Origin of the sequence: Citrobacter sp. Cpo100, from assembly GCF_030332595.1 — a bacterium.
In the GTDB taxonomy this organism is placed as follows: Bacteria; Pseudomonadota; Gammaproteobacteria; order Enterobacterales; family Enterobacteriaceae; genus Citrobacter; species Citrobacter portucalensis.
In genome coordinates this window covers 888,407-907,991 of the sequence record NZ_JAOWHM010000037.1, presented here as the reverse complement: position 1 = coordinate 907,991, position 19,585 = coordinate 888,407, and the positions used below count along the sequence as shown (strand labels likewise).

Sequence of the window (19,585 nt, the reverse complement as noted above, 5' to 3'; positions counted from 1 at the left end):
TTTTTTCATTCTTCCCTGTTAACACTCACGTTAAACCGTACGGTTACGATTTCAGTTCCCGCCACTCGCCGTTAGCAAGATTTTCCAGCGTGTAATCCCCCATGGCATAGCGGATGAGGCGCAGCGTAGGAAATCCAACATGCGCTGTCATACGACGTACCTGACGGTTGCGACCTTCATATAAGGTAACTTTCAACCAGCTGGTGGGAATGTTTTTCCGTTCCCGAATCGGCGGATTTCTCGGCCACAGCCATACGGGTTCCTCTACTACTTCAATGCCTGCGGGTAGCGTGGGGCCATCATTGAGCGTTACTCCGTTACGCAGGGCGTCCAGCGCTTCTGCTGTCGGCTCACCTTCAACCTGGACGTAATAAACTTTCCCGGTACGCTTACCGGGTTGCGTTAACCGCGCCTGCAGCGCGCCGTCATTGGTCAGCACCAAAAGCCCTTCGCTGTCCCGGTCGAGTCGGCCCGCCGCATAAATTCCCGGCACGGGAATAAAATCTTTTAATGTGCTTCTGCCAGCCTCGTCAGTAAATTGTGGCAAAACATCGTAGGGTTTATTGAACAAAACCACGCGTTTTGGCTGGTTTTCTTTACGCTGCTTAGTGACTTGTCGTGAGCTGAATCGCTCAACCCGGTGATTTCTAAAAGAAGTTTTTTGCATGGTATTTTCAGATTATATCAATTGCCGCATTATAGCCTAAGAACGAGTGTCTTTCATGGCGGCGAACAATAGGGTAGTATTGACACGCTCATTACAAATCATTAACAAAAAGTTGCTCTAAAGCATCCGTGTAGCAGGACGCAAACGCACATGCAGCGTGATGACAGACGAGCAGAACCAGAAGCGCTCGAAGGAGAGGTGAATGGAAAGCAAAGTAGTTGTTCCGGCGGAAGGTAAGAAGATCACCCTGCAAAACGGCAAACTCAACGTTCCTGAAAATCCGATTATCCCGTTCATTGAAGGCGACGGTATCGGCGTTGATGTAACCCCACCGATGATCAAAGTTGTCGATGCTGCTGTCGAGAAAGCCTATAAAGGCGAGCGTAAAATCTCCTGGATGGAAATCTACACCGGCGAGAAATCCACTCAGGTTTATGGCCAGGACGTCTGGCTGCCTGCTGAAACCTTAGATCTGATTCGTGAATATCGTGTTGCCATTAAAGGCCCTCTGACCACTCCTGTTGGCGGCGGTATTCGCTCTCTGAACGTAGCTCTGCGTCAGGAACTTGACCTGTATGTCTGCCTGCGTCCGGTGCGTTATTATCAGGGCACACCAAGCCCGGTTAAACACCCTGAACTGACCGACATGGTCATCTTCCGCGAAAACTCCGAAGACATCTACGCGGGTATCGAGTGGAAAGCTGACTCTGCCGATGCTGAGAAAGTGATTAAATTCCTGCGCGAAGAGATGGGCGTGAAGAAAATCCGCTTCCCGGAACATTGCGGTATTGGTATCAAACCGTGTTCTGAAGAAGGGACTAAACGTCTGGTACGTGCAGCGATTGAATACGCCATCGCCAACGATCGTGATTCAGTTACCCTGGTACACAAAGGCAACATCATGAAGTTCACCGAAGGCGCGTTCAAAGACTGGGGTTACCAGTTAGCGCGTGAAGAATTCGGTGGTGAACTGATTGACGGCGGCCCGTGGGTGAAAATCAAGAACCCGAAAACCGGTAAAGAGATCGTGGTTAAGGACGTTATCGCTGATGCGTTCCTGCAACAGATCTTGCTGCGTCCGGCTGAGTATGACGTGATTGCCTGTATGAACCTGAACGGTGACTACATCTCCGATGCGCTGGCCGCACAGGTTGGTGGTATTGGTATCGCGCCGGGTGCAAACATCGGTGACGAATGCGCTCTGTTCGAAGCAACCCACGGTACTGCACCGAAGTATGCAGGTCAGGATAAAGTGAACCCAGGTTCCATCATTCTGTCTGCTGAAATGATGCTGCGTCACATGGGTTGGACCGAAGCGGCTGATTTAATTGTTAAAGGTATGGAAGGCGCGATCAACGCGAAGACCGTAACCTATGACTTCGAACGTCTGATGGACGGCGCTAAGCTGCTGAAATGTTCAGAGTTTGGTGACGCAATCATCGAAAACATGTAATGCGGTAATTTGTTAAATTCATTAACGGGAGCGTAACGCTCCCGTTGTTTTTTGTTAGGCTGCTAACGGTTATCAAAATTTTATCAAAACAGGTTATCAAAATGAATTATAGGAAGTATATTAGAGTATTCTTATAGACATGGAGTTGATAATGAAAATTGAAGCCATTTTATTCGATTTAGATAACACGTTAGCATCAACAAATAAGCTCAAAGATATTAGAGAACGTGGGGCTTATGATGAAATAACAGAAGAACTACTATCAACAGTCAAACCATATAAAGGTACTGAAAAATTACTTGAAAGACTGATTTCTAAAGGCATAAAAATAGGGATCGTAACAAATTCAAGTAAGCGCTATGCAGAAACAATAATTTCACATTTAAATTTGCCAGATTTCGACACCGTGGTGACATATACTGATGTAGGCTCATCAGGGATGAAACCAAATCCTACCGGTATTAATCTAGCATTAAAAAATTTAGGACTCACAAATCCAGAAAGAGTCATTTATATTGGTGATGATTACACAGATATCATTGCTAGTTATTATGCGGGAGTTATACCTATTGTTCCATCGTGGGCATCAAGAACCCCAGTTTCTCAAGTACCAGCCGCCGTATTAAGCACTGAATTCCTTATAGATGATGTTGATGAGTATGAGAATATAATTCTCATGGCGGAAAACTGTGCGCGACACAATAGTTTTAAATTTGAGCGAAAAAGATTCTACTTTGTACCTTTGGATGAGTCAGCTAATGTCATTCCCTCAAGTGAGACGCTCTCCACAATATGTCTTGGACGTTATTTTTCGCAAAAAAGTTTACTTACAACAAAATTACATGACTCGCATCCATTATCTATTGAAATCGCTAAGAAAGAACATAACGATAATTACGTACCTCCAGAGTACTGGGGAGATATTTTAGCGCATGCAGCAGATAATATCCCATCATTTTTTCGGGCGGCTAAAGGTTTTGATATTGTTACAGTAATACCATCAAAAAAAGAAAAAAAACAAAGGTTAGAGAAAGTCTTAGAAAATGCTCGAAGTAAAAGTAATTCTGATGCTGCTTTTATAGATGATCTTTTTGTTTTTAGTGAGGGAGCCAAATCGCTTAAGACTTTACCAAAGGATCAGCGTTCGATTGAAATAGAATCTAGTTTGCATATAAACCCCAAATATAAAGGTACGCTTGAAGGTAAGACCGTATTAATATTTGATGATATCATTACTACAGGCTCTACCCTAAAAAGAGCTTATTCATTGCTAAAAATCGAGAGCGTTAAACATAGCTTAGGGATATGCTTGGCTAAAACAGTTTCTATTTCTGAAGTGGATAGGCTTTGTCCTGAATGCATGTGTCACATTCTTAAAATAAGGAAAAACTCTCTAACGGGTATTCGATTTTGGGGGTGTTCAGGCTATAATGATGAATTAGAAAAGTGTGAGTACACTGAAAGTATCGTTGAAAAACAATGCCCTGACTGTGGTAGAGATATGGTGAAAAAGTACAATAAATGGAAGAAGGTTCGTTTTTTAGCCTGTACAGGGTGGGACCAAGAGCCTAGATGCAATCACACTGAGAGTGAGTGATGTTGACAATATCTCCAGACACAGAAAAGTTGTTGACACTTAGTGCCCTTAAAGGAGTGGGTACTAAGTCGTTATCTAGCTTAGGCATGCTCAAAGACTTTTCTAATTTATCCCTTGATGAGTTGGTGAAATTATTGGGAGTTAAAGAAATAACTTCCGATGATTTGTTAGTGGCTAGAGACTTCGCAAGAAAGAATATCGATATAGCTCATGCTAAAAATCATTTTATAATTTCATTTTTTGACGAGTGTTATCCTGAAACATTAAAGGTTACTAACGATAGACCTGCAATACTCTATTGTGCTGGTAATCTAAATTGTTTGCGTAATAAATGCTTGGCGGTAATTGGTACTCGTGAACCCACTCTTCATGGTGAAACAATTGCAAAAAATATCACTAAGTGGTTTACAGAAAAAGGGTGGACCATTGTAAGTGGTTTGGCTAAAGGTGTTGATTCAATTGCCCATGCTTCCGCTATTGAAAATCATGGGAAAACAATAGCAGTTATGGCGCAGGGATTGGAGAAAATTTATCCTGCAGAGAATAAAAAACTTGCAATGGATATTCTTAACTCAGAGGGACTATTAATTTCGGAATATGCCTATGGAAGCAATACATTTCGCACTAACTTTGTAGAACGTGATAGAATCCAGGCAGGATTATCAGCTGGAGTTTTGATGGTTCAATCTGACTTAAAAGGTGGTAGTCTGCATGCGTCTCGCTCAGCAGTAAATTATGGACGGTATCTTGTTATTCCCAATCAGTCTAGAAGGGATATTATTAACAGTGAACCAAAAATACAAGCCAATCTTGCATTCATGAATGGTGATCATTATTCAATTAGGTCACTACTGAAAGTTAATGGTGATATAAGTAAGTTATTAATAATTATGAAAAGCAGTAACGATTACCTTAAAGTTGAAGAGCAATTGTATGACGCTCTTCATTCATTACATAACAAATCTAATGGTTTTGATTTTTAAAATAATTAATTTTAGCTAACTGTTAACGATACATTTATATACCTTATTCTTCAGTAACTTTCTTTTTAGAAGGTTACTTTTATCCAGTGTTTCCCTCGATCATCTCGGTATTTACCTGTCTGGTTTAGTGACTTATGGCCTTGCAATTTCTGAGTATCAATACCTTGACCACCGTAGAGGCGTTCGGACAAAGAACGTTGTTCGTGGAATGTTGCTGGTATGCCATCGTCCCAGTCAATCCCAGCCAAATCTCTCGCCTTACTAAAATTCATTGTTAAAGTATTCGATTTAACTTGAGCACTACGCTCTGCCTGTGAAGTTAAACGAAAAAAATGCTTGGGTCTAAAACGGGTTTATTTACAGGTTGAACTGGAACAGCAGACCTGATTGTTAAAGGTATGGAAGGCGCACTCACCGAAAACATTTAATTTAGACTCTGGTGTGTGTGAACGGGAACCGAGAGGTTCCAGTTTTTATTATTAGATTTCGAACGGTTATCAAAACAGGCTCACTTTGATTCAATTTTGAAACTTTTTTTAACCACTAAAATAATGCAGCTAATCACTTCTGCAATGAGGTTAAGGGATACCACGACAGCAAAAAGTTCTAAAGCAGTAAATAGCTTGCCTTTAGAAGGGATAAGTTCGTGCTGAGGATAATTTACTAGTGTTATGTCATAATTACGTAAATAAGGAAGGAAAATTGTTGCTGCCAGACATAGAACCAGTAATTTCAGATCTGATTCTAAACTTTCTAAATAGTCCGTAAAGTCTGTAGTTTTCTCGCCCTTGTTAATGACAGCCAAAATTCCGAAGATAACGGAGATACCTGCGGTTATCCCTCCGAGTATTGAACCAATTACTCCAGCAGAAGCCTGCTCAAGCAAGGTATAAATTTGTTTATCAGTCGACGATAATGCTAAGCACAAAAAGAAAGTAACTATAGCTTTAATCCAGACGGTTAGAATTTTCATTTTTGAACGTATACCTGTTTTGATGTAAGGCTATGATTTCTTTAATGTCACTTGCTGAATAGCCATCAAGTTCAATTTCTGATATCTCACCTTCGATCAGCACGATTTTGGCTGTCTGATTACTGGATACCGTCGTAGATTTTGACTTGAGTGACTTACGTCCTTTGATCAACCATGACCCGCCACCATCTTTGACCCAGTCAACAAGAGTTGAAGCCCAATGAGAACCTTTGAGTTTCAAATTGCCATCTTTGTTTTCAAAAGTAGTGGTTACAGCATTTGCATTGGTATCTTCTTCAAGCTTCCGTAAATCATTGGTTAACGCTTGCTTACTGCTTCCGAAAATATTCGGAGTAATCAGCGTAAAGCTGACTTTGTCGATAAATGGAAGTCTATGATATTCTGACCAAAAATCTTCCATTTCAAGGCAAGGCTCTATAAATATTCTAAGTCCTAACTGAGCCAAATAGTCGTTATTGGTTAGATCTTCGAACGCTTTAGCAACTTGTTGTGCATCCTTGAAAACCGCAGTTTTCCTCTCAACCAGTAACACTTGCTCTTCCCTGTCCCAAATCCATACGATAGGTGGATAGTTGTCTACATCGTACTCACGAAAATCTTTATCATGGCCCTTAATCTTTTGCTGCTTTGATATGACTCCTGCCATAACACCATCAGTAGGTTTTATGCTCAGTTTCAGGGTATAACTAGTTTTCTTATGAACGGAAGGTGTTGATGAGGTCATATGTAACTTTTTTGCAGCGATAACCATAGCATTTTCAAAATGAGAGATATCTTTCTGAACAGATCCTTTCGAAAAGAGGTCTGGATCGCGCGGTCTCATTAACACACGTAAGGCATACAACAGCATAAGAAAACTCCTGTAAACTATTTGGTTCCATTATTCCATAAAACCAAGCACCTTCAAGAGCTTAAATTTTATTGTTGCTGTATGTATATACAGTATCATTGACTGTTGGAAAATTCAAACTTTGATTTTTGCCCATCCTTTACCACGATCATCATGGTATCGGGCTGTCTGATTAGGCGATTTATGCCCCAGAAGTTTTTGGGTGTCGACACCCTGAGCTTCGTAAAGTCGCTCAGATAAAGACCTTTGTTCATGGAATGTGGCAGGGGAACCTCGCCCCCAGTCAATTCCTGCCAAATCCCTCGCTTTACTGAAATTCATCGTCAATGTATTGGATTTTACCTGCGATCCGCGTTCAGCTTGAGATGTTGTTCTGAAAAAGTGCACGAGATAGGGACTGACAGCGTAATCACGGCAGCGAGCGACTACATCTCGTAAACTCCAGTTGATAGCATTCAATCGAAGAGAAAGAGGGATAGCGATTTTGCTTCCGGTCTTTTCCTGAATGACATGAAGGTGGTCATCCCAAATATCGCTGAATTTCATTTTAGATATATCCCCCAAACGCTGTCCAGTGACCAAAGCTAGGAGCATGGCATTTCCCATATAACGATGACTGGCATCTGCGATATCGAATATTTTTTGCCATTCTTCCAGGCTGAGGCGTTGACGGGTAATTTTCCTTCTGGGTTGCTTCGTTGCAAGAGCAGGGTTATACCCAGGCGGAACTTCACCGTAATGCTGTGCTTCCTTAAACACATCGATCAATACAGACCTTACAACCTGGGCCATTCTAGGCTGTCCAGCAGAGATATACTCTTCAAGCAATTGTGCTATATCTCTGACATCAACGGCCGAGATCAACTTCATTCCTGCTCTTTCCCTGAGCAAGGATACTGGTTTGGCTTTCTGCTTATAGGTGTTGAGTCTTATATCACCACTTTTCAGCCTATCGTCCTGGATAGCTTGGTAACGGTCTAACCATGTAGATGTTGTGATCGCTTTTCCTTTGCTGGTTGCGATCCTGTCACTGATAGCCAAAATCTGTCGGGTTCTTTGTTCAGCCAGGCGAGTGTTGGCCTCAGTGGCAATAGCGATAGCTTCAGCTTCGTTTGTTCCCAAAGCATGGAATTTCCCTGTTATTGGATGCTTATACCGCCAATAGACTTTATTTACCTTCCGACTATAAAGTGGATATAAGTTAGGGACCGAAACATTATTTTTACGCGGTCTGGCTGCCATCACTCAAAATCCGTTGCAAAAGTAATGAGTCATTTTTCTTAATTACTGGCGTTACCAGCTCTCCAACTAACTCGGCATCCTCGCGCACTCGCCATAACCGACCTTGTTTCATTGCCGGTGGACAAAACAAATTCTGCTTAGCATAACGACGCAACGTGGAAACGCTTGGAGGATTACTTCTGTATTTTTCAGAAGCCCATTCTTCAAGAGTTAACATTTGAAGCATATGCGATCACCTTATTACTTCACTAACTGTTCAGTCTCTGCATATCGACCCTGCACGGTCGGTTAGTTTCTCCACAAAACAGAGAAGAGCACCTGTAGCCACAACTATCAGGATGGATCGGGTTATGACCCCGTCATCCGGGGATACTCTTCTCTGTTTTGTAAAAAGGGCGGTACCAGAAAGGACTAAGGAAAAAACTGGTACCGCCAAAGCAGCGGCTGTTGTTACTGGATATCGCAAAGCTAAAGGCTCTCGTTCCTGAAAACACTTAGCCGTTGTGTGCCTGCTTTTAGCCACATCAGGCGAGGTGGACCTAGTTATTCCCCAACAACAAAGATTCGGTTAATCTGGATATCCCCAACAACGAGCAGAGTATTCAACGTGATAGCTGAACTTTCAGCGGCTATGACCGCTATAAAGGAGACTGCTGGTCTCGCTAAGGTTATTAATGACGCGAAAACGGATGCAGAAGTTAAAGCTGCAACCATAGAACTCCAGAACAAACTAATCACGCTTCAGGCGGAGTGCTTCTCTCTTGGTGATGTGATCCGTCTTCGTGACGAAGAGGCTGCGCGTCTCAAAGCAAAAATCGCAGAATTTGAAGATTTCGAAAACAAGGCTGAAGGATATGTCTTGAATCAGCTTGAATCCGGTTCTTTTGTTTACTCGAAGGAGCAAATAGTGGGTGGTGCGGAGATTACTGTACACCTTTGCCCTAATTGTTTTACAAACCAGAAAATATCAATATTGCAGCCTACGAGCACATCATGGGCAGAACGTTACACACACTCTGTGTGCCCATCATGTAAGACAGATCTAAAAATGAATCGGAAACCAAACCCACCAGATAATCGAACTATAGGTCTGTGAGCGGGATATCCAGATTGTTAAAGAGCGAAGCGTCCGATAGGGCGCTTAACGAATCATCCTGATCTTCGTCTGCCCCTGGGGGACGTCGTGGGCCCCCTGCCTTTCGTTGTTGCATGATGGTACATTATGTATCCCTGGGGTACATTGTCAAGTGTAAAAAAACCTGCCTAAGCAGGTTCATAAAAAAGCTTCAGGATTTAATAGAGTATCTTCTTGGTTTTCCGGAAAAAATAACAGTGCCAATGATTGAGCAGTTGCCATTAATCTTAATATACGGCTCGGGCCAGTTTGAATTTAGTGCTTTCAGGTACCTTTGAGTACCGTCCTCAATCAACCGTTTAAATGTGGTTTCACCTGTTTCGTGCATCAAGGCAATCACATCGTCCCCATGACATGCAGGTACTTCGGGATCAACAAAAATCATATCACCAGGGCGATACTCATCAATCATTGAATCGCCTATTACACGCAAAATGTATGTCATTTCACCACAGGGTACAGGGCAGGGAAAAGTCTCTGCTGTGCTCAAGTCTACCTCGGAATAACCAACTTCTCTCCATGCTCCGGCCTGTACCCAGGATATAACAGGGACCATAGTAATTTTTTTATTAATTATTGAAACATCGGGTTTTTTTGTGATGTTTGTTGTTTGGTGTTCACGATCAAGCCATCCGATAGGTAGATCGAAACATTTCTCAATATGCCGGGCCATGGTGTCACCGATATTTTTGGTGGCCCCATCACCCATAAATCTACTAGTTTGGGTTGGTTCGCGATCAATCATGCTGGCGAAAGATGTATTTCCGCCAACACCGTCTCGCAACTTTCTGGCGTTTGACCGCCTGATGTCATGGATTGTTTTCATATAGAAATTAAAACCTTTGTACCATGAAGGTACAAGTATCTTGAAGGTTCATTTCATTCATGTAATATGTATACCGGAGGTACATATTGCATGAAGGCATATTGGGATTCATTGACCAAAGAGCAACAGAGCCAGCTGGCAGAGAGAGTTGGTTCGACTCCCGGCTACTTAAGGCTGGTATTCAACGGTTATAAAAAGGCCAGCTTTTCGCTAGCCAAGAGGCTGGAGCAAAACACATTTGGTGCAATTACGAAATCTGATTTGAGGCCGGATATCTACCCAAAAGACTAGCAAAACATATTCAATTTTTAACCACAGAGAATTGGGACTTACCGTGGGTAAACATCACTGGAAAGTAGAAAAACAACCTGAGTGGTATGTGAAGGCTGTCAGGAAAACTATCGCGGCCCTGCCAGGGGGATATGCAGAAGCTGCTGACTGGCTGGATGTAACAGAGAACGCGCTCTTTAATCGCCTCCGCGCAGATGGCGATCAGATCTTCCCACTTGGTTGGGCAATGGTTTTACAACGTGCTGGTGGTACTCATCATATTGCTGATGGTGTAGCGCAATCTGCGAATGGTGTCTTTGTATCACTTCCGGAAGTTGAGGAAGTGGAGAACGCTGATATCAACCAGCGTCTGCTGGAAGCCATCGAGCAGGTTGGAAGCTACTCAAAGCAAATACGTTTAGCAATCGAAGATGGGGTGGTGGAACTTCATGAACGGATAGCCATCAACGATGAGCTTTTCCGGGCTATTACGAAGCTGCAGGAGCATGCCACGCTGGTCTACAAGATTTTTTGTGTCCCTGAAAGTAATGACGCCCACGAGTGTGCAGCTCTGGGCGCCGTGGCGTGTCGTGACTGTGGAGAAACTAACGCATGAACAGTTTAACGGCAAATAACTCTGTGTCGCAACAGCTGGTGGTCGGCATGGCTGTACACCAGTTGTTACGGCATGAATGCAGATTATCAAATGGCCAGGTCATTAGTAACCACAGAGGACACGGCCAGGCTGTGGGCCAGAATCGCCTGTATGACCGCATCAATGACGATGCGGCGCTTGCTCGTCTCATCAAACTATTACTGAACCCTTCCGAGGTAAGGGGACGCAAATGATCAGGAAGATTATTAACCGTTTCACCAGCCAGTATCGTGATTGTCCTCGTGAAGGACAGTGGTATGCCACCAGCCGCGGTCACGTTCTGCGCGTCAGCCTTGTTGATACCGAAAGCCAGAAGGTGGTCTGCGAATTATTGGGACGCGATTACACCCTCAGCTATCCGCTCATTGCGTTTCTTTCCGGGAGGAACTTTAAACGTATTGGAGGTGCAGCGTGAGTAGCAAGCTGCATGGCCTCGTATGGGAGGGATGTGCCTTTACGGGCATGATTTTGTCCAGGGTTGCGGTGATGGCTCGTCTTGCTGATTACAGTAATGACGAGGGCTTGTCATGGCCTGCTGTGGAAACTATCCGCCGCCAGATTGGCGCAAAAAGCGAATCAACCGTTAAGTCGGCGATTGCAGAGCTTGAGAAAGACGGATGGCTCACAAAGAGGGTGCGTAAAGCAGGCGGCCGCAATCTGAGCAATATCTATCAAATCAATGTCGAGAAGCTCGAAGCTGCGGCGGCTGCTGCACGTGAAGCATACAAACCGAAAAGAAAAGTTAACCGGGTAAAAACTGACCCGTCAAATTTTGACCCCTCAATGATTAGCCCGTCAAAAATTGACCCCTCAAATTTTGATGGGTCAACGGTTGATAAAAATGCCCGGGTTAGGGGGGCGATGGTTGACCCCGATCCGTCAGTATTAAAACCAGATCCGTCAGATAAAAACATTTCTCGTCCGGACGCTTCGCTACCGGACCAGCAGGCGGCTGACCAGGAGTTTTTAACCCGGCATCCGGACGCTGTCGTATTCAGCCCCAAAAAGCGCCAGTGGGGAACGCAGGCTGATTTGACCTGCGCGCAGTGGCTCTGGAAAAAAATCATCGCCCTGTACGAACAGGCCGCCGAGAGTGACGGTGAACTGGTTCGTCCGAAAGAACCGAACTGGACAGCCTGGGCAAACGAAATCCGCCTGATGTGCGTTCAGGACGGGCGTACTCACAAGCAAATCTGCGAGATGTACAGCAGGGTCAGCCGTGACCCGTTCTGGTGCCGTAACGTGCTTAGCCCGTCTAAGTTGCGAGAAAAGTGGGACGAGTTATCTCTGCGCTTGTCACCAGCCAACGTTGCTCGCGGTGAACACCGTGAAGATCCGTTTTTCAAGTCCAACTACGACAGCGTGGATTACAGCCAGATCCCGACAGGGTTCAGGGGGTGAGTATGAGTCTAATGGCAGATGTTCAAAAATTTATTGAGGAAAATCCAGGCTGTACTTCCAGCGACATCGCAAACGCTTTTGAAGGTTGTTCACGGCGGTGCGTTTTGCAGACCGCAAGCAAGTTACGCCAAAGCGGGCGCGTTGCTCATCGCTACGAAGGTGAGACACACAGGCATTATGCACTGCACGAGGAACCAATCGCTGCAACCAAACCGGTGCGGAATTGCTATACCGGCACCAACGACCCCCAGGTGATTTTGCGCCTGACCCGTAAGGCAGAAGAACTGGAGTCGAAGGGGCTCTACCGACGCGCAGCAACGGTCTGGATGGAGGCATTTTGCGAGAGCCATTCTCAGTCGGAGCGAAACAAATTCCTGCAACGCCGTGAGCGGTGTTTACGTAAAAGCAAAAGGATCGTTGTGTCGGCTGATGGGTGGTATCTGTCAGGGAATTATGTGGGGGCTGAATGACTGTGTTAACCCAACGCCAGCAGCAGGTGCTGGATATGCTGATTTCTTACCAGAAAGAGCGTGGATTTCCGCCAACCAATCAGGAACTCGCCACCATGCTGGGTTGCCGCTCGGTGAATGCTGCTGTGGAACAGCTCCGCGCACTGGAGAAAAAAGGTGTCATCACGATAAAGCGTGGTGTGGCGCGGGGAATAACGCTTCACACAGCAGCGGTAGAAGACAACGAAGCCGCCGGGATTATCCGCGCATTACTTGCCAACGAAGAGAACGCGAAATTACGTGCGGTCCATTGGCTACATGAACGGGGAGTGAAGGTATGAAACTGACTTTGCCATTTCCGCCCAGCGTGAACACTTACTGGCGGCATCCCAATAAAGGACCGTTTGCAGGACGAAACCTGATAAGTGCGGTAGGGCGTAAATTCCAGAGTGCAGCGTGCGAAGCCATCATTGAGCAATTACGTCGTCTACCGAAACCAACGACAGCACCAGCATCAGTGGAAATCGTGTTGTTTCCTCCTGACAACCGGATCCGCGATCTGGACAACTATAACAAAGCGCTGTTTGACGCGCTGACCCACGCGGGTGTGTGGGAGGACGACAGCCAGGTGAAAAGAATGCTGGTGGAGTGGGGGCCGGTTATCCCGAAAGGGAAGGTTGAGATAACTATCAGCAAGTTCGAAAAAACGGCGGGTGCAGCCGCCAGATAGTAGGAGAAACAAAGCATGAATAATTTGATGATCATTGATGGTATCGAAGTTCGTCGTGATGCTTATGGTCGATACAGTCTTAATGATCTGCACCGCGCAGCTGGCTCTCTGGATAAACATAAACCCACGTTCTGGCTCCGTAATGAGCAAACAGGACGCTTAATTAGCGAGTTGCAAATTAGCAACTTGGTCAACATGGACCCGGTTAGCGTTATTCATGGCGGAAATAACCGGGGGACGTATGTCTGCAAAGAACTGGTGTACTCCTATGCAATGTGGATCAGCCCGTCATTCCATTTAAAGGTGATTCGCACCTTCGACCAGGTAACGAGTGCTCCGGAAAAGTCATCGGGTATGGCAGCCGATAAGATACAGGCGGGGGTGATTCTGCTGGGTTTTATGCGCAAAGAGTTAAACCTGTCCAATTCATCGGTACTGGGCGCATGCCAGAAACTCCAGGATGCTGCTGGCCTGCCAAATCTGACTCCGCAGTATGCCATTGATGTTCCTGTTGGCGCGCCGGATGGCTCCAGCCGTCCAACTCTTTCACTGAGCGCGCTGCTGAAACAGCACGGTATTCGCATAACGGCAAACCAGGTATATCACCAGTTGGCGAAGCTGGGGATTGTTGAACATCGTGAGCGATACAGCCGAACAGGAATCAACGGCATTAAAAAATTTTGGTCACTGACGGCGAAGGGCTGCATGTTCGGCAAGAACATCACCAGTCCGGCAAACCCGCGCGAGACTCAGCCGCATTTCTTCGAGTCCAGATTCCCTGAGCTGTTAAAGCTGCTTGAGACCGTTCATTGAGGTAATCGTGAGAGCGTTACTGACTCCTGAAATTGCCCCGCGTATGGGGATTGTATTGTTCAGGCCCGGTTCAGAGCTGATGCCCCTGTTTATGCAGGGGCGTGTCCTGCTGGAGCCAGAGCCGGAGCGTTATTCATCTTTTGCCAGTGGTGCCGTTCCGGCGGCATCACAACCATTAGCTGAGGATCCCGTTATTCGGGAGGTTTTCCGCAATGAATCTGTTATTCGTCGAGCTGGTGGAGTAGAGAGCCTTGAAAGCTGGTTGCTTCGGGAGAAAGGTTGTCAGTGGCCGCATTCTGACTGGCACAGTGGGCACGTGACAACAATGCGTCACGCTCCAGGGGCGCTCCGATTGTGCTGGCATTGCGATAACCAGCTGCGCGATCAGTTCACCGAACGGCTGGAATCAATGGCAACGGATAACTGTGCTCGCTGGGTGCTGTCTGTTGTTCGTCGGGATCTCGGTTTTGATGATAACCATGTCGTTACGCTACCGGAACTGTGCTGGTGGCTGGTTCGTTATGAACTGGCTGATGTTCTGCCGGAAAGCGCAGCCTGTAAGGCCCTCAGAATGCCAGAGCCAGTAGTTCAATCGGTAACCCGTGAAAGTGACCTGGTGCCCTCGGTCCCTGCCACCAGCATTGTCCAGGATAAAGCGAAAAAGGTTCTGGCGCTGAAGGTTGATCCTGAGTCACCAGAGTCATTTATGTTACGCCCAAAACGTCGCCGTTGGGTTAACGAGAAGTACACGCGCTGGGTTAAGACTCAGCCGTGTGCATGTTGCGGAAAGCCCGCCGATGATCCCCACCACCTGATAGGCCACGGTCAGGGGGGGATGGGAACAAAAGCGCATGATCTCTTTGTGATGCCTTTGTGCAGAAAGCATCACGACGAACTGCATGCGGACACTGTGGCATTTGAAGAGAAGTATGGCTCCCAACTGGAGCTGATATTTCGTTTTATTGATCGCGCGCTGGCGATTGGCGTGTTGGCCTGATTTTGTGGAGAAAATTGATGCGTGATATGTATGAAGTGATGGATCGTTGGGGAGCCTGGGCGGCTTCAGAGAACAGCGGGGTGGACTGGCAGCCGATAGCGGCAGGTTTCAAGGGACTTTTACCACATGGTAAAAAGTCACGCATCAAGTGTGATGATGATGAAGGCATCATGATAGACGGCTGTGTTGCCTGCCTGCGGAAGTATAAGCCAGACGAATATGAGCTGATCATTGCCCACTTTGTGATTGGTATTTCACTCCGTACAATCGCGAAGAAGCGGAAATGTTCAGATGGTACTATAAGGAAAGAACTGCAAACTGCACTAGGATTTTTGAATGGAACTTTATTATTATTAAGTTAATATTAAAGCAAGCCCTCATTTTTGAGGGCCTTATTTATTTTTTGGATAAAAATCTTTGGGTTACATTAGCTAAAACTATTATTGATAGTAATAGTTGCACGCAAACTAAAAATCTGATACATCTTGAGTTTGCTAATAAATCACCAAAGGTTGTCGTTGTAGATATTCCTATGCTATAAAATAAAAAATCAAAAAAATTAAGCTCATCTTTTTTGAGTTTATCCAACATGGATTGAGATTTATTTCTTATTTCCATTATTTTTGTTTCGTTGTTTATTATTTTTTCTCTTGTTCTCTCAATTTCTTTAGTGGTCGCATCAAATTCTTTACTGATTGCCGGATCGTTAAAATTGCCGAAATTAGATAAGATATAGACATTAGCATCATTCTCTTTATACGCTATTTCAAGATTTATTTTGGCTATTTCTACATCTTTGTCGGCCAGCATAATGTTAATCTGACTTTCATTTGTTTTGTTTTTTAAAGAAGATATGGTAGCACGTTCATTATTTTTAATGACAAGCGTTTCGTGTAAATCTTTCAAACGGTCTTCTTTGTATTTTTCTGTGTTCTTGCCCCGCGCTATTGATTGCTTTTCACTAATTTCTTTTAATTTTTTTTGCTGTTGAGATAATGTTTGTTCAAGTTCTAAATTTTCAATATTTATCTTATTGAATTGATTTGTAAGTGTTAAGATTTGCTCTGAAAATACTTCTCTTGAAACACTGGCTGTGGCTTCTTTTTTCACCTCATTGTTCGCATATGCTAAACTAATAGCATCATATACAGGTGTAGAGTTGAGTGCATTGTTTTTTACGAAAGAATCTGGACTGACAATCCAAGCAACATTATATATTAAGGCAAAAACTATAATAATTACTGTATAAGCTATTGCTGGATGTTTTTGGATGAATTTCATTGTATTGGTAACATAATGGTTTGATTACGTTTTTATACTTTAACAAAAATGCTAACGCGTACGCAAAAACTATTGTATCGTGTTAAGAGTGGTTCCTTTGCCGCACAGCTTAAACCCGCCGCCAGGCGGGCTTTTTTGGGTCTGAAAAGTAGCGCAGTACGGTAAATTTGCGGGTTGATGCAGATAGGTGAGATTAGCGCGAGCGCTTCAGAATGTAAGAAGCCCCGGCAATCCGGGGCCATAAAATCATTATTGCTTCAGTTCGTGTCGGGCAGCTTCAGCGATGAAGTGACTGCGGTCGCGATAAACGTTGCTGCTCTTCACTGCATTATCGATTCGCTTAATCAGCGTATCAGGTAATGAAATGTTTATGCGCTGCGGCTTGCCTTCGAATTCTGACAAATCAACGTCGACCATAACCCAGCTGTCGAAGTCTTTATATTCTGGGTTAAGCGAATAAACCAGATAACCTGCATCCTTGATGTCTTCGACAGAAATATTTTCGTTCTGAATCAAATCTTCTACGACCATCAGGATGGCCTCTTTCACCATTGGGGCAATCTGATCCTGTGTGTCAGCGGCGGAAAAGCAGCCGTAATCGTAAGCTGAAAACGCAGGAACAATCATACCGTAGGCGGTGTTTTCATCTTTCGGCGTCTCGACGCCCACTGAGAAGAACATATCAACCTCCAGAGAGGGCGGGGATTAGATCCCCGCCAGTTTTTTAATGGATTTGACAGTGCCGAGAGGTAAATCCTTTTTGGGATGCGGAACCGGAAAAGTTTTTCCGGTTATCGGTGACCACCATATCTGGTGGCTTCCTCCGTTATGCCTTTTGAGTTCACATCCGGCCTCGGTCAATTCCTTTATCAGGTCAGTCGATTTCATATTTCCTCCTGGCCTGAAAATTATTATACACACGAATACACACAAAACAATATTCTGTGTGTATTCGTGTGTGCATTTGATGGGGTGCTATTAACGGGCTGCTGGTGGCCCTTTTTATTTACAGGAGAACATCATGTCTGAACCCTTATCCGGGACGGGCACGGCTGCGGCGCTCGGAGGGGCGACGGCATTCGGTCTATTTACCAATACGGATTTTGGGATAGTGTTTGGCGCATTTGCTGGGGCACTGTTTGTGGCCACGATGCCGCAGGCACTGTCTGCCTGGCGGGTGGCGGCTCATTTTCTGGTGTCATTCATCATTGGTGTGCTGGGGGCAAAGGCGCTGGCGTCATATCTTGCAACGAAAACAGGTTATGACGGAGCCTCTGCTGAAGCATTGTGTGCGGTACTGGTATCAGTGGTGTCAGTAAAAATTCTGTCGTTTATCCATCAGCAGGATATCGGTTCGTTGATATCGGGGCTGTTTTCCCGCCTGCGGGGGGGGGGTAATGGCAGGTAATATTCCAGGACTGCTGAATGTGGCGTTATGCACGGTCATCGTGCTGACGCTTTTTTTTTACCGCAGAAAAGACGCGACACATAAACCGCTGGTGTCGTGGCTGGCCTGGCTGCTGATGCTTGTTTATGCGGTAGCGCCGCTCAGTTATCTGTGTGGTCTTCCTCTTCCAGATAGCTGGGGCATGCTGCTGGGTAATCTGCTGTTCTGTGTGCTGGTGGTATGGGCGCGCGGGAATGTATCAAAAATCCTTTCAGTACTGAGGAACTGAGATGAAATCGAAGGATGTAATTTTTGATGAAATCCTCGGAAAAGAGGGTGGCTACGTAAACCATCCTGATGATAAGGGCGGTCCGACAAAGTGGGGTATCACTGAAAAAGTGGCCCGTGCTCACGGATATCTGGGAAATATGCGCGACCTGACACGCGGGCAGGCACTGGAAATCCTCGAGGCTGATTACTGGTATGGACCCCGTTTCGATCAGGTTTCTGCATTGTCTCCCGACATTGCCGCCGAGCTGTGCGACATAGGGGTGAATATGGGGCCGTCAGTTGCAACAAAAATGCTTCAGCGCTGGCTGAACGTGTTCAATCTGTGTGGGAAACTGTATCCGGACATGGATGCCGACGGACGTATCGGCCCACGGACCGTTAATGCGTTACGCGCCTTTCTGAAAAATCGTGGTAAAGACGGTGAGCTTGTCATGCTCGTATCGCTGAACTGCACGCAGGGCGAGCGTTATCTGGAACTGGCAGAGAAGCGCGAAGCCAATGAGAGTTTCATCTACGGTTGGATGAAAGAGCGCGTATCAGTATGAAACGAAGACACTGGACACACCGAACGCCACGATCGGCGGCGAAATGGGCACTGGTAGCGATACTGATGCCTTTTTTGTTGGTGGGCTGTGTCAGCCTGGAAAAAGCGAGTCAGTTTTTAGATACCGCATCTCAGGTTTGCCAGCTTATTGATGGCGTTCGGCGGTGTGCGCAGAATTGATCACTCATTCTGACAGAATATTTTGCTGAAAAATGATGTAGGTTAGGTTATCCGGAAAGCATGAAATCCTGCCGTATGCGATATTGTTAAATAATTGATTCTGATTCTGGCTATTGCAAATCAGATATCGATCACTTGCATTATTGTAGGAATTCCCTGAGCAACTGACAAAATAACAAAAAAAAGATAATCTCCTTCTAGTCTTTAATGGAATGAAGGTAATGGTATGAAGAATAAATTTATTATTGCGATGTTGGCTTTTCTTCCGCTGGCGGTTAGTGCAGAAGGAAATCCATACCTTTTCGATTTTGTACAAGGTAAAGAAACCGGGAAGGCTTATAAGAGCCTAATTGCCAAACGTAATTTACCATTGTGGGTGCAAGATGGTGGCACAAGCACCCCAGCGAACGAAATTACTATCCGTGGTAGTAAGTATCTTGCACTTTCTGGTTGCATGCCGCATAACTGTCCGGCTCAAGCCATAGCAATATTGTACTCTCCGGAAAAGGGAGATATTCATGGTGTCTTCTCTGAATACGATTTTACAGAAGATCGTCAGAAGCTCACATGGATGAATCTTGACCCTATAGATTCTGATGATATGCGAAATATCTTGTTCAAAAGATTGCATGGTGATGTTTCAAACTAAAATTCAAGAGTTATATCAAACCGCCTTCGGGCGGTTTTTTGTTGGTCTTACAACAGCCCTTCGGTGAAGGCTTCGATAATGCTGGTTGCCATGGTGTGGATGATGGTTTTTCTCATTTTTACGGGTCCTTTCCGGCAATCCGGAGAGTTACGGGGCGGAAGCGTCGCGGGTTTTCGCTATTTATGAAAATT

Annotated in this window: 29 protein-coding genes and 2 pseudogenes; 20 read left to right on the top strand and 11 right to left on the bottom strand. The window is 45.2% G+C overall.

What is annotated here, in order from left to right; all coding sequences use genetic code 11:
- Window positions 1-43: 43 nt before the first annotated feature.
- A complete protein-coding gene (gene rluE, locus OGX96_RS20055) occupies window positions 44-667 on the bottom strand; it encodes a 23S rRNA pseudouridine(2457) synthase RluE (protein ID WP_167819830.1) in 624 nt (207 codons plus the stop codon).
- Window positions 668-869: 202 nt separating this feature from the next.
- Here rluE and icd point away from each other — a divergent pair, with 202 nt between their 5' ends.
- From icd to OGX96_RS20040, 3 genes are all read left to right on the top strand, one after another.
- Complete coding sequence (icd, locus tag OGX96_RS20050) at window positions 870-2,120, top strand: NADP-dependent isocitrate dehydrogenase (RefSeq protein WP_003841892.1); 1,251 nt, start codon at window positions 870-872, stop codon at window positions 2,118-2,120.
- Between the two features lie 151 nt (window positions 2,121-2,271).
- On the top strand, window positions 2,272-3,717 hold the full coding sequence (locus OGX96_RS20045; protein WP_221661670.1) for an HAD-IA family hydrolase: 1,446 nt from the start codon (window positions 2,272-2,274) through the stop codon (window positions 3,715-3,717).
- Complete coding sequence (locus tag OGX96_RS20040; RefSeq protein ID WP_286584226.1) at window positions 3,717-4,700, top strand: DNA-processing protein DprA; 984 nt, start codon at window positions 3,717-3,719, stop codon at window positions 4,698-4,700. Before OGX96_RS20045 ends, OGX96_RS20040 begins: the two co-directional genes overlap by 1 nt.
- Before the next feature lie 65 nt (window positions 4,701-4,765).
- Here OGX96_RS20040 and OGX96_RS20035 read toward each other — a convergent pair.
- The 6 genes and pseudogenes from OGX96_RS20035 to OGX96_RS20010 all read right to left on the bottom strand — a co-directional run.
- A pseudogene (locus tag OGX96_RS20035) lies at window positions 4,766-5,035 on the bottom strand (site-specific integrase); the annotation flags it as partial.
- Window positions 5,036-5,208: 173 nt separating this feature from the next.
- Window positions 5,209-5,673 (bottom strand): hypothetical protein, encoded by a 465-nt coding sequence (locus OGX96_RS20030; RefSeq protein ID WP_286584110.1) that lies wholly within the window; start codon window positions 5,671-5,673, stop codon window positions 5,209-5,211.
- Window positions 5,648-6,544, bottom strand: coding sequence for a hypothetical protein (locus OGX96_RS20025; protein WP_221661667.1), 897 nt, complete (start codon window positions 6,542-6,544; stop codon window positions 5,648-5,650). Before OGX96_RS20025 ends, OGX96_RS20030 begins: the two co-directional genes overlap by 26 nt.
- Before the next feature lie 114 nt (window positions 6,545-6,658).
- A complete protein-coding gene (locus OGX96_RS20020) occupies window positions 6,659-7,786 on the bottom strand; it encodes a site-specific integrase (RefSeq protein WP_286584104.1) in 1,128 nt (375 codons plus the stop codon).
- On the bottom strand, window positions 7,767-8,012 hold the full coding sequence (locus OGX96_RS20015; protein WP_000939946.1) for an excisionase-like protein from lambdoid prophage 14: 246 nt from the start codon (window positions 8,010-8,012) through the stop codon (window positions 7,767-7,769). The genes OGX96_RS20020 and OGX96_RS20015 overlap by 20 nt, the downstream gene beginning before the upstream one ends.
- 30 nt (window positions 8,013-8,042) lie before the next feature.
- Window positions 8,043-8,222 (bottom strand): annotated as a pseudogene (locus OGX96_RS20010) (hypothetical protein); the annotation flags it as partial.
- Between the two features lie 171 nt (window positions 8,223-8,393).
- On the opposite strand from OGX96_RS20010, the gene OGX96_RS20005 reads away from it, so the two are divergent.
- Window positions 8,394-8,882, top strand: coding sequence for a hypothetical protein (locus OGX96_RS20005; RefSeq protein ID WP_286584101.1), 489 nt, complete (start codon window positions 8,394-8,396; stop codon window positions 8,880-8,882).
- A 190-nt stretch (window positions 8,883-9,072) separates the two neighbouring features.
- Here OGX96_RS20005 and OGX96_RS20000 read toward each other — a convergent pair whose 3' ends face one another.
- Window positions 9,073-9,747 carry a LexA family protein gene (locus tag OGX96_RS20000; RefSeq protein WP_119665458.1) on the bottom strand — a complete coding sequence of 225 codons (675 nt, stop codon included), beginning with the start codon at window positions 9,745-9,747 and terminating at the stop codon, window positions 9,073-9,075.
- 90 nt (window positions 9,748-9,837) lie between these two features.
- Between OGX96_RS20000 and OGX96_RS19995 the strand changes: the two genes are divergently transcribed.
- The 11 genes from OGX96_RS19995 to OGX96_RS19945 are packed head-to-tail and all read left to right on the top strand — an operon-like array spanning window position 9,838 to window position 15,424.
- Window positions 9,838-10,038 (top strand): helix-turn-helix domain-containing protein, encoded by a 201-nt coding sequence (locus OGX96_RS19995; protein WP_286584097.1) that lies wholly within the window; start codon window positions 9,838-9,840, stop codon window positions 10,036-10,038.
- A 43-nt stretch (window positions 10,039-10,081) separates the two neighbouring features.
- Window positions 10,082-10,633: a YmfL family putative regulatory protein gene (locus OGX96_RS19990; RefSeq protein ID WP_286584095.1), complete on the top strand. Its 552-nt coding sequence runs from the start codon at window positions 10,082-10,084 to the stop codon at window positions 10,631-10,633.
- The gene (locus OGX96_RS19985) at window positions 10,630-10,866 is read left to right on the top strand and encodes a hypothetical protein (protein ID WP_286584228.1); all 237 of its coding nucleotides are present in this window, start codon (window positions 10,630-10,632) and stop codon (window positions 10,864-10,866) included. Before OGX96_RS19990 ends, OGX96_RS19985 begins: the two co-directional genes overlap by 4 nt.
- On the top strand, window positions 10,863-11,087 hold the full coding sequence (locus OGX96_RS19980) for a hypothetical protein (RefSeq protein ID WP_286584093.1): 225 nt from the start codon (window positions 10,863-10,865) through the stop codon (window positions 11,085-11,087). The genes OGX96_RS19985 and OGX96_RS19980 overlap by 4 nt, the downstream gene beginning before the upstream one ends.
- Window positions 11,084-12,073: a helix-turn-helix domain-containing protein gene (locus OGX96_RS19975; RefSeq protein ID WP_286584091.1), complete on the top strand. Its 990-nt coding sequence runs from the start codon at window positions 11,084-11,086 to the stop codon at window positions 12,071-12,073. The genes OGX96_RS19980 and OGX96_RS19975 overlap by 4 nt, the downstream gene beginning before the upstream one ends.
- A gap of 2 nt (window positions 12,074-12,075) precedes the next feature.
- A complete protein-coding gene (locus OGX96_RS19970; protein ID WP_286584089.1) occupies window positions 12,076-12,543 on the top strand; it encodes a PerC family transcriptional regulator in 468 nt (155 codons plus the stop codon).
- A complete protein-coding gene (locus tag OGX96_RS19965) occupies window positions 12,540-12,863 on the top strand; it encodes a LexA family protein (protein ID WP_286584087.1) in 324 nt (107 codons plus the stop codon). Before OGX96_RS19970 ends, OGX96_RS19965 begins: the two co-directional genes overlap by 4 nt.
- Window positions 12,860-13,252, top strand: coding sequence for a RusA family crossover junction endodeoxyribonuclease (locus OGX96_RS19960; protein WP_286584085.1), 393 nt, complete (start codon window positions 12,860-12,862; stop codon window positions 13,250-13,252). Before OGX96_RS19965 ends, OGX96_RS19960 begins: the two co-directional genes overlap by 4 nt.
- A 15-nt stretch (window positions 13,253-13,267) precedes the next feature.
- The gene (locus tag OGX96_RS19955) at window positions 13,268-14,065 is read left to right on the top strand and encodes a KilA-N domain-containing protein (RefSeq protein WP_048235574.1); all 798 of its coding nucleotides are present in this window, start codon (window positions 13,268-13,270) and stop codon (window positions 14,063-14,065) included.
- 7 nt (window positions 14,066-14,072) lie between these two features.
- Window positions 14,073-15,062 (top strand): DUF968 domain-containing protein, encoded by a 990-nt coding sequence (locus OGX96_RS19950; protein WP_286584082.1) that lies wholly within the window; start codon window positions 14,073-14,075, stop codon window positions 15,060-15,062.
- A gap of 17 nt (window positions 15,063-15,079) precedes the next feature.
- Window positions 15,080-15,424: an antiterminator Q family protein gene (locus tag OGX96_RS19945; protein ID WP_286584080.1), complete on the top strand. Its 345-nt coding sequence runs from the start codon at window positions 15,080-15,082 to the stop codon at window positions 15,422-15,424.
- A gap of 34 nt (window positions 15,425-15,458) precedes the next feature.
- Here OGX96_RS19945 and OGX96_RS19940 read toward each other — a convergent pair whose 3' ends face one another.
- The 3 genes from OGX96_RS19940 to OGX96_RS19930 form a co-directional block, all read right to left on the bottom strand.
- Window positions 15,459-16,343, bottom strand: a complete 885-nt coding sequence (locus OGX96_RS19940) for an ion channel (RefSeq protein ID WP_048235571.1) — start codon at window positions 16,341-16,343, stop codon at window positions 15,459-15,461.
- Window positions 16,344-16,592: 249 nt separating this feature from the next.
- Complete coding sequence (locus OGX96_RS19935; protein ID WP_048235570.1) at window positions 16,593-17,024, bottom strand: type II toxin-antitoxin system HicB family antitoxin; 432 nt, start codon at window positions 17,022-17,024, stop codon at window positions 16,593-16,595.
- A 24-nt stretch (window positions 17,025-17,048) separates the two neighbouring features.
- A complete protein-coding gene (locus tag OGX96_RS19930; protein ID WP_286584077.1) occupies window positions 17,049-17,231 on the bottom strand; it encodes a type II toxin-antitoxin system HicA family toxin in 183 nt (60 codons plus the stop codon).
- Between the two features lie 133 nt (window positions 17,232-17,364).
- Here OGX96_RS19930 and OGX96_RS19925 point away from each other — a divergent pair, with 133 nt between their 5' ends.
- The 5 genes from OGX96_RS19925 to OGX96_RS19905 all read left to right on the top strand — a co-directional run bounded on the left by OGX96_RS19925 (window position 17,365) and on the right by OGX96_RS19905 (window position 19,394).
- Entirely contained in the window at window positions 17,365-17,751 is a 387-nt protein-coding gene (locus OGX96_RS19925) for a putative holin (RefSeq protein WP_137367447.1), read from the top strand.
- The gene (locus OGX96_RS19920) at window positions 17,741-18,019 is read left to right on the top strand and encodes a phage holin family protein (RefSeq protein ID WP_286584074.1); all 279 of its coding nucleotides are present in this window, start codon (window positions 17,741-17,743) and stop codon (window positions 18,017-18,019) included. Before OGX96_RS19925 ends, OGX96_RS19920 begins: the two co-directional genes overlap by 11 nt.
- A 1-nt stretch (window position 18,020) precedes the next feature.
- Window positions 18,021-18,566 carry a glycoside hydrolase family 108 protein gene (locus OGX96_RS19915; protein ID WP_286584072.1) on the top strand — a complete coding sequence of 182 codons (546 nt, stop codon included), beginning with the start codon at window positions 18,021-18,023 and terminating at the stop codon, window positions 18,564-18,566.
- Window positions 18,563-18,745, top strand: coding sequence for a hypothetical protein (locus tag OGX96_RS19910; protein WP_286584070.1), 183 nt, complete (start codon window positions 18,563-18,565; stop codon window positions 18,743-18,745). Before OGX96_RS19915 ends, OGX96_RS19910 begins: the two co-directional genes overlap by 4 nt.
- Before the next feature lie 226 nt (window positions 18,746-18,971).
- Window positions 18,972-19,394 carry an Ivy family c-type lysozyme inhibitor gene (locus tag OGX96_RS19905; RefSeq protein WP_048235566.1) on the top strand — a complete coding sequence of 141 codons (423 nt, stop codon included), beginning with the start codon at window positions 18,972-18,974 and terminating at the stop codon, window positions 19,392-19,394.
- Window positions 19,395-19,585 lie beyond the last annotated feature (191 nt).

Excerpts from the sequence above, each read along its gene's own strand:
- OGX96_RS19955 (WP_048235574.1), top strand. The coding sequence starts at position 13,268 with ATGAATAATTTGATGATCATTGATGGTATCGAAGTTCGTCGTGATGCT.
- OGX96_RS19940 (WP_048235571.1), bottom strand. The coding sequence starts at position 16,343 with ATGAAATTCATCCAAAAACATCCAGCAATAGCTTATACAGTAATTATT.
- OGX96_RS20000 (WP_119665458.1), bottom strand. The coding sequence starts at position 9,747 with ATGAAAACAATCCATGACATCAGGCGGTCAAACGCCAGAAAGTTGCGA.
- OGX96_RS20030 (WP_286584110.1), bottom strand. The coding sequence starts at position 5,673 with ATGAAAATTCTAACCGTCTGGATTAAAGCTATAGTTACTTTCTTTTTG.
- OGX96_RS19960 (WP_286584085.1), top strand. The coding sequence starts at position 12,860 with ATGAAACTGACTTTGCCATTTCCGCCCAGCGTGAACACTTACTGGCGG.
- OGX96_RS20020 (WP_286584104.1), bottom strand. The coding sequence starts at position 7,786 with ATGGCAGCCAGACCGCGTAAAAATAATGTTTCGGTCCCTAACTTATAT.
- OGX96_RS20015 (WP_000939946.1), bottom strand. The coding sequence starts at position 8,012 with ATGCTTCAAATGTTAACTCTTGAAGAATGGGCTTCTGAAAAATACAGA.
- OGX96_RS19945 (WP_286584080.1), top strand. The coding sequence starts at position 15,080 with ATGCGTGATATGTATGAAGTGATGGATCGTTGGGGAGCCTGGGCGGCT.
- icd (WP_003841892.1), top strand. The coding sequence starts at position 870 with ATGGAAAGCAAAGTAGTTGTTCCGGCGGAAGGTAAGAAGATCACCCTG.
- OGX96_RS20045 (WP_221661670.1), top strand. The coding sequence starts at position 2,272 with ATGAAAATTGAAGCCATTTTATTCGATTTAGATAACACGTTAGCATCA.
- OGX96_RS19915 (WP_286584072.1), top strand. The coding sequence starts at position 18,021 with ATGAAATCGAAGGATGTAATTTTTGATGAAATCCTCGGAAAAGAGGGT.
- OGX96_RS19995 (WP_286584097.1), top strand. The coding sequence starts at position 9,838 with ATGAAGGCATATTGGGATTCATTGACCAAAGAGCAACAGAGCCAGCTG.
- OGX96_RS19905 (WP_048235566.1), top strand. The coding sequence starts at position 18,972 with ATGAAGAATAAATTTATTATTGCGATGTTGGCTTTTCTTCCGCTGGCG.
- OGX96_RS19920 (WP_286584074.1), top strand. The coding sequence starts at position 17,741 with ATGGCAGGTAATATTCCAGGACTGCTGAATGTGGCGTTATGCACGGTC.
- OGX96_RS19930 (WP_286584077.1), bottom strand. The coding sequence starts at position 17,231 with ATGAAATCGACTGACCTGATAAAGGAATTGACCGAGGCCGGATGTGAA.
- OGX96_RS19965 (WP_286584087.1), top strand. The coding sequence starts at position 12,540 with ATGACTGTGTTAACCCAACGCCAGCAGCAGGTGCTGGATATGCTGATT.
- OGX96_RS19910 (WP_286584070.1), top strand. The coding sequence starts at position 18,563 with ATGAAACGAAGACACTGGACACACCGAACGCCACGATCGGCGGCGAAA.
- rluE (WP_167819830.1), bottom strand. The coding sequence starts at position 667 with ATGCAAAAAACTTCTTTTAGAAATCACCGGGTTGAGCGATTCAGCTCA.
- OGX96_RS19985 (WP_286584228.1), top strand. The coding sequence starts at position 10,630 with ATGAACAGTTTAACGGCAAATAACTCTGTGTCGCAACAGCTGGTGGTC.
- OGX96_RS20025 (WP_221661667.1), bottom strand. The coding sequence starts at position 6,544 with ATGCTGTTGTATGCCTTACGTGTGTTAATGAGACCGCGCGATCCAGAC.
- OGX96_RS19925 (WP_137367447.1), top strand. The coding sequence starts at position 17,365 with ATGTCTGAACCCTTATCCGGGACGGGCACGGCTGCGGCGCTCGGAGGG.
- OGX96_RS19980 (WP_286584093.1), top strand. The coding sequence starts at position 10,863 with ATGATCAGGAAGATTATTAACCGTTTCACCAGCCAGTATCGTGATTGT.
- OGX96_RS19935 (WP_048235570.1), bottom strand. The coding sequence starts at position 17,024 with ATGTTCTTCTCAGTGGGCGTCGAGACGCCGAAAGATGAAAACACCGCC.
- OGX96_RS20040 (WP_286584226.1), top strand. The coding sequence starts at position 3,717 with ATGTTGACAATATCTCCAGACACAGAAAAGTTGTTGACACTTAGTGCC.
- OGX96_RS19970 (WP_286584089.1), top strand. The coding sequence starts at position 12,076 with ATGAGTCTAATGGCAGATGTTCAAAAATTTATTGAGGAAAATCCAGGC.